Annotated in this window: 7 protein-coding genes; 5 read left to right on the top strand and 2 right to left on the bottom strand. The window is 67.0% G+C overall.

Going from position 1 to position 6,667, the window contains the following annotated elements; all coding sequences use genetic code 11:
• Positions 1-110: 110 nt before the first annotated feature.
• Positions 111-617, bottom strand: coding sequence for a hypothetical protein (locus V6U90_RS32015; protein ID WP_334444693.1), 507 nt, complete (start codon positions 615-617; stop codon positions 111-113).
• Positions 618-814: 197 nt separating this feature from the next.
• Here V6U90_RS32015 and V6U90_RS32010 point away from each other — a divergent pair, with 197 nt between their 5' ends.
• Both V6U90_RS32010 and V6U90_RS32005 read left to right on the top strand, forming a co-directional pair.
• The gene (locus V6U90_RS32010; protein WP_334444691.1) at positions 815-1,027 is read left to right on the top strand and encodes an NUDIX hydrolase; all 213 of its coding nucleotides are present in this window, start codon (positions 815-817) and stop codon (positions 1,025-1,027) included.
• A 60-nt stretch (positions 1,028-1,087) separates the two neighbouring features.
• The gene (locus V6U90_RS32005; protein ID WP_334444689.1) at positions 1,088-1,255 is read left to right on the top strand and encodes a hypothetical protein; all 168 of its coding nucleotides are present in this window, start codon (positions 1,088-1,090) and stop codon (positions 1,253-1,255) included.
• Positions 1,256-1,364: 109 nt separating this feature from the next.
• Here the strand turns inward: V6U90_RS32005 and V6U90_RS32000 are convergent, their stop codons facing one another.
• Positions 1,365-2,147: a hypothetical protein gene (locus V6U90_RS32000; RefSeq protein WP_334444687.1), complete on the bottom strand. Its 783-nt coding sequence runs from the start codon at positions 2,145-2,147 to the stop codon at positions 1,365-1,367.
• Between the two features lie 1,152 nt (positions 2,148-3,299).
• Between V6U90_RS32000 and V6U90_RS31995 the strand changes: the two genes are divergently transcribed.
• The 3 genes from V6U90_RS31995 to V6U90_RS31985 are packed head-to-tail and all read left to right on the top strand — an operon-like array spanning position 3,300 to position 6,420.
• Entirely contained in the window at positions 3,300-4,022 is a 723-nt protein-coding gene (locus V6U90_RS31995; RefSeq protein ID WP_334444685.1) for a tryptophan 2,3-dioxygenase family protein, read from the top strand.
• On the top strand, positions 4,019-5,179 hold the full coding sequence (locus V6U90_RS31990) for an aminotransferase class V-fold PLP-dependent enzyme (RefSeq protein ID WP_334444683.1): 1,161 nt from the start codon (positions 4,019-4,021) through the stop codon (positions 5,177-5,179). The genes V6U90_RS31995 and V6U90_RS31990 overlap by 4 nt, the downstream gene beginning before the upstream one ends.
• On the top strand, positions 5,176-6,420 hold the full coding sequence (locus V6U90_RS31985) for a tryptophan 2,3-dioxygenase family protein (protein WP_334444681.1): 1,245 nt from the start codon (positions 5,176-5,178) through the stop codon (positions 6,418-6,420). Before V6U90_RS31990 ends, V6U90_RS31985 begins: the two co-directional genes overlap by 4 nt.
• The last annotated feature ends 247 nt before the right edge of the window (positions 6,421-6,667 follow it).

Here is a 6,667-nt window from a genome sequence, read left to right as displayed (position 1 = left end):
ACCATGATCCAACCCGAACGACCCAGGTCAAGCCGACCCGCCGACGAGCACCTGACCAGTCACGCGACAGGGAGATGCAGGAAATGCCAACTGCCATCCTGCCGGCTGATTCACCCGGAGTGCTCGGGGCCGTGCACCTTTCCACCCCTGCTATTGATCCAGTCCTGAACGCGGCGGCGCTTCCAGTATCGGATCATGCCCTGTACGGGCGCTGGCTTGTCGTCATCAAACATTGGAAGGTAGCCATCTTCGTTGCGACTCCATGCTGCCTTGCTGAGGCCGACGTACTTGTCCCATCCGCCTTGGCTGATGGCGAGGATTTCCCGAAAATCACTGGCGGAGATCAGTTCCTCCGGGTCGCCATCTAGGTCGACACGATGCACCCGGGCCTGAGCGGATTCGACGAGCTGCGGTAGCAAGATGTCTCGGACGTACTCAAGCTCATCGACGGGAAACCACGCCTTTTTGTCCTGCTTGACCGAGGCGGGCCAGCCGGACCCCTGATCTCGCTGCTTCGGCGACGTCTTGAGCCGGACGGTCGCCTCGGAGCGGCGGGTCAACTCGGCGGCGCCGGCAATATCCGTATGCGGCCGGCCACCAATATTCCGGATCTCCATTAGTGTTCCTGTCCACGTCGGTGGTTAGCGGTTGGCGCGACCGGGGGCACATCGCCCGCGAACGAACGAAGCGGCAACCCCCCGGCCGCCTGATGCAACCAACAACCCGAACCTCACGCCATCCTGCGGAGTGGCGGACGTGAGCCCGAAGTGGTCCCGATGGTAGCAGCCGGAACAGTGGTCGCCGGGCGCGTTGGGTGACGCACTGCCAGTGTGGCAAGTGCAGCTCACGGCGTTTTTCTCCGGCGTACGCGGGGTGGCTGCTGCTGGGCGGCAAGGTGAAGTTCGGGGAGTCGGCGCAGGACGCGGCCTGCCCGGAGACGGTGGAGGAGGCCGGCTTCGAGGTGGGCGAGCTGACGCCGACCGGCGTGGACGAAATCCGCGCAAGGACCGCTCCTACCACTTCATGATGTTTGCGTACCGGGCACCCGCGACGCGGGTGACAGCGGGCGGGCATCACGTTGGGCGGGGTGCTGCAGGCGTCGGTGGACGAGGTGCAGCCGCACCCGACGGTGATGCAGATCCTCAACGACGCTGGCGTCGCCCGCTACCCAGCACGGGATATTGAGGAAGGGCTGCGTCGGAACGGGATTCTGATGCGCGATCATCTGACCGCAGCTCCGGCCGCTCTCCCCTGAACGGCTCACTGGCCGGCCTCTGCCGGGTCGGGGTCCCACTGGACTCCACCGCCGAGGATGCCGTCATCGGCCACCATGCAGCGCAGCCGCCGGTGCGTGCGTTGCAGTTTTAGGAGCTGGGGTGCCATAGGTCGCGCAGGGGCCCCCAGGAAGAGCCAAGCCCGTCTGTCCAGTAGGCGGTCAGGACGCCAGCGACGGGCTGGGCGGGGTCGCTCCACCACAGTGCGGCGACCGTTTGCCCTGTGTGGGTTCCGGTGGGCACTCGGTAGGCGTACTCCACGCGAAGTTGTGCCGTGTGGCCGGTGGTGGTCGGGGTGGGTGGCTGCATGCCCGGAGCCAAGTCCTGTGAACGCGCTGCCTGGGCTACGTACCGGGCGTGGGCGGCGTCGCGGTCGGCGAGGTTGCGATATGAGATCCAGTAGACGGTGACGATTCCGGCGGTGCACCGGGTTCGCGTTTGTTCGCCGTCGCCGGGTTGTTGGCCTGTGCTGGCAGTGTTGCTGGTGCAGTTTCCGATTCGGGCTAGCCACGGCGCGGCGAACTCGGCCAGCTGCTGCGTCGGTATCTGGCTGCGGTTGACGCTGGCCTGACGCTGATCGAACAGATCTTCGGCCGCTTCGGTGGGGTGGGGCATCGTCGGGTTTTGAGCTGAGGGGGATGTAGTCCAGTTCGTGATGCCGGCGCCGACGGCGGCACCGGCGAGGATTGCCGCGACGACTCTGACGCGGCCGGCTTTCGGCCGATAACCGTTGGGCGCGGCAGCGCGGGATGCGGAAGGGACGCGGCTTGCGGGCTGTGTGGGGGTGACGGCGGGCGCCCGGCCAGGTGCCCTGGCTGGCACGTCGCCGCAGTTGAAAGGCCAGATGCCCTGGTCCGGGCGCTGCGTCGTCACGATCGCTCTCCCGAAGTCAGTGAGTCCTGCGCCTACGGCCGGTGACGACGAGACCAACGCCGACGACGATGGCGCCAGCGGCGATCGCCGTCATCGCCGTCATCGCCGTGACCGGCGGTCCGGTCACGGGCAGACCCGGCTGCTCACCGCCGCTACCGGTGGCCTGCGTGGTGGTGTCCCGCCGCGAGGTGGATGCGCTGTCGTCCGTGTGTGAGGGCTCGGACTTGTCTGCCGGCGGGCTGCTCGGCGGAACTACGGGTGGCGTGGTCGGGTCAGGCCCTGGCGGTGTGGTCGGCTCCGGGTTCGGCCCTGGGTCGGTGGGCTCAGGTCCTGGATCGGTAGGTTCCGGGTTCGTACCTGGGTCTGTGGGTTCAGGCTTTGGTGTGGCAGTGGGCTCGGGCTCGGGCGGTCTTGTGTCGGCGGTGACTGGTTGTCTGGTCGCGGCCGTGCCCGCCGTGGTGTCGGGCGTGGGTGTGGTGCTGGCATGCGCAGGCGGAGCTGAAATGATCAGGCCGATCGTCGCGCTGACCAACGGTATCGCCAGAATGGGCCAGGTGCGGATTGGATGACAGCGCACGATTGCTTTCCCTTCCATTGCATGATTGGCGCCTAGGGTGTCAGCGGAGGCTGCAGTGTTTTGCTGACTGGCGGGGGAAACGTAACCCATCGCGGTCGCGTCCACCACAATGGCGTACGACTCGACTCGCATTGCGTGCAGCGTTTTCCCTGTTCAGGTACGCATTGGCCCTCTTGGGTTGGGCGGAAAATATGGCTAGGAGTAGCCGGAGTGGTGGACACCGTGGCGATGGGTGTGCTGAATTGACTGCACTTACGGCGTGGACCTCATAACTGGGGAGCGGGTTTACGCCAAAGCCTGCGACGTGACTCCGCGGGCAGTTACCTCGCATCCCCGGTTAGGTGGGGACTATGACTCGGTCGTCGATGCATACCCGAACGACCCATTACCGCGAGTACTCATTCTGCGTCAAGCCTGCGGCCCGAGGCCCTCTGCACGGCCGACCTGCCGACCCGAGCGCCGTAGCGGCCTCAACGCTGGTGGCCCTGGGCACCTGATACCGGGTAGCGCCACCGTCACGCCTCCCCGCCGAGATTCCCATCCGGGCATCTGCCCGACCGCCATTGGAGAATTCTGTGCCGACGACACCTCTGCCCGCTGTGTTACCGGGATCCGGTGACAACGACTACGCCCGCTACATGCGCACCGGTGACCTGCTGTCCTTACAGAAAGGGCCGGGGGAGTGGGTACACCCCGACGAACTGCTGTTCCAGATCGTGCACCAGAGCACCGAGCTGTGGCTGAAGCTCACCCGCTCCCACCTGTCCCGCGCCCTCGCGCACCTCACCGCCGACCTGCCCTCCGCGGCGGAACTCCTCCTGCGTCGGGCCGCGGAAGCGTTGCGGCTGATCACCGAGCAACTTCACATCCTGCGGTCCCTACCGCCAGCCCAGTTCGCCATCATCCGTGCCGCGCTGGGCAACGGGTCGGGCTTCGAGTCCCCCGGGTGGCAACTGCTGCGTTCGGCGACCACCGAACTGGACATCGCATTCGCCCGGCTGCTGTCCTCGCTGGGCATCACCCCCGTCGACCTGTACCGGGGCCAACCGTCGGATCCGCTGTACCGGCTTGCCGAAGCGCTGGTGGAACTGGACGAGCGGATCGCTCTGTGGCGCACCGAGCACTACACCGTCGCCACCCGCATCATCGGCCACGGCGTACTCGGCACCCGCCACACCCCGGTCGACAGCCTGACCAAACTCATCGTCCACCGCCGTTTCCCGACCCTCTGGGACGCCCGCACCGCACTCACCCACGCGTCCGCACACGCGGTCTGCCCGGAGCCGGTGCAGCCATGACCACCACCACACACCTGACCCCATCCGCGCTGCTACGGCACCGACTGACTGCTCCCGCCGATAGCATCCACCTGGCGGCGTGCAGCATCGCCCCGCGCACCATCGACGTGGAACAAGCCCTGACCAGGATGCTCGACGACCTGTCCCGCCCAGGCTTCTGGCAAGCGTGTGAACAGCAGGTCACCGAAGCCCGTCAGATGTTCGCGCGGCTTATCGGCGCCGACGTCAACCAGATCGCGATCCTGCCCAACGCGAGCATCGCCGCGCATCAAGCGGCGACCCGCCGCAGGTCGCGGCGACGCCGCGAGATCCTGACCACGCCCGCCGAGTTCCCGGGAATCGCGCACGCATGGCTAGCCCAACCAGGCGCGAGGGTGCGCTGGTGCGGCACCCCGACCGGAACAGTGCACACCAGCGACTACCTGACGCACATCACGCCCCGCACCGCGCTGGTGTCGGTGCCCGCTGTCACCTACCGCGACGGCATCCGCCTCGACCTGCCACGCATCGCCGACGCCGCACACACCGCCGGCGCGTCTGTGTTTGTCGACGCCTACCAAGCCGCCGGCGTGATCCCCCTCGAGGTCGACGTACTGCACTGCGACTACCTCGTGACCGGCACCGGCAAATACCTACTCGGGCTCCCCGGCCTCGCCTTCCTCTATGCCCGCCACCCTGACGGCCCACCGCCGACACTCACCGGCTGGCTCGGCCGCACCAACCCCCACGCCATGTGCGCCACCATCCTGGACTCCCCGGCACACGCCCGCCGCTACGAGACCGGCACCCCCGCCGTCGCCGCCATCTACGCTGCCGTCGCCGGCCTGTCCCTGTTACGCGACCTGGACCTGCGGCAGGTGCGCCGCCACACCCAGCGGATGGTCTTCATCATGGCGACACGCCTGGCCGCCCAAGGCGAGATCGTGCGCCTCACCGCCGACCCCGACAGCCAAGGCGCGCACCTGGCGCTCGTAGAACCGCATGCGGAGGCGATGGCGGCCTGGCTCGGGCACCGCCGCGTCATCGCTGCACCCCGCTGCGGTGTCCTGCGCCTGGCCACGCACGCCTACACCACCACCGACGACATCGACGCGGCCTGCGAGAGCATCGCCGCCTACCGTTGCCGCAGCCGAACCCGGCCTGGAGTGACCCGATGAACACCGAGCCCTTGCAGCGGTGGCTAGCCCAGCGCCGGCCCACCACACACCGCTTCCCCTACGACTGCGTCGTTGACGCCTACCAGCACCACGGCAAACAGTTCGTCCCCAAGACGTGGACGACGCTGCTGCACTCGGCCCGCGAACGCCTACCACAGGTATCTGGGCCGCACGGGCATCTGGCTGCTTTCCTGGACACCACCCTCGACAAGACCGACAACAAGTACGACTATCGCAGCTACCTCGCACTACCCCTGCTGCCCATACCTGATCCGGACAGCAGCACCGAACGCGCAGACCGGCTGCTGGCCCACCGCGACCGTTTCCACCTCCTGCTCCTGTCCGACCTCATCGACTTCGAACTACGCGCCGTCGACAACATTGAGGCGCCGCTGCCACAGCTGCGCCCCGACCCGCCGGTAGTGCGCAAACGTCTACGCCACGCCGTACGCGCCACCGCACCCGCACTGCGCCGCCTCAGCTTCGACATGCGCGCTGCCGCCGATTCGGTGACGCTGGCTCGCCGGCTGACCGCCATGACCTCCATCGACCGCACCAAGGCCGACCAGCTGATGGTGCGTACCACCATGCTGCCGGTCTTCACCGTGCACGACGAATACCTGTTCATCCGGGTCCTGCAAGCCTTCGAGTTGACCTTCGGGCTGTTGGCCGTGGATCTCGCCGCGGTCATCGCCGCCGTGGCCGAAGACCGTCTGCCAGCAGCCGGCATACGACTGACTTCCGCCGCGACACTCCTGCACGAGACCACGCCACTATGGCCCCTGCTGGCCACGATGCAACCGGAGGCATTCCACACCTTCCGCGCTTACACTGACGGCGCGAGCGCCGTCCAGTCCCGCGCCTACAAGCTCGTCGAATCGCTGTGCCACACACCCGACCCGCAGCGCCTACGCTCGGTCGCGTACCAGTCGGTACCCGACGTGTACGCCCGCATCGGCCGTGGACAGACCAGCCTCGACGACGCCCTCGACACCATCCGCGCCGCTGACCACCGCGCGCTCGCCGAGATCCCCGTCCTCGCCGACGGAATCAGGCAGTTCGCCACAGCTGTGCACCGATGGCGCCGAACTCACTACAGCCTCGCCGTTCGAATGCTCGGCACCCATCAGCCCGGCACCGGCGCCACACTCGGAACCCCGTACCTACTGTACGGCCGCGACCAACCCGTCTTCCGCAACTCCCACGACCAAACCGATTTCCTAGGATGCTCTGGAGTGTGAGAGCGAACTCAATCTCGTCCTCGCCCGCGTACAGTTAAAGGCCCACAACCGGGGCCGCTCCGCAGGTCTGCCAGGGGTGGACATCACCGTGTTTCCGCAACGGTTCCCGCAAGTGGCCAAGTCGCTGCCGAGCTGGCTTCAAGCCTCGTTTGTATCTCAGATTTGCAAAGGAGCTTGTGTGAGCGTGACTGGTCAGGTGCTCGTCGGCGGGTCGGCTTGACCTGGGTCGTTCGGGTTGGATCATGGT

Source organism: Micromonospora sp. CPCC 206060 (assembly GCF_036906895.1).
GTDB lineage: Bacteria > Actinomycetota > Actinomycetes > Mycobacteriales > Micromonosporaceae > Micromonospora.
Note: the sequence above shows the minus strand (reverse complement) of the source record. Positions and strands in the feature narration are given on the sequence as shown.

Excerpts from the sequence above, each read along its gene's own strand:
- V6U90_RS32015 (WP_334444693.1), bottom strand. The coding sequence starts at position 617 with ATGGAGATCCGGAATATTGGTGGCCGGCCGCATACGGATATTGCCGGC.
- V6U90_RS31990 (WP_334444683.1), top strand. The coding sequence starts at position 4,019 with ATGACCACCACCACACACCTGACCCCATCCGCGCTGCTACGGCACCGA.
- V6U90_RS31985 (WP_334444681.1), top strand. The coding sequence starts at position 5,176 with ATGAACACCGAGCCCTTGCAGCGGTGGCTAGCCCAGCGCCGGCCCACC.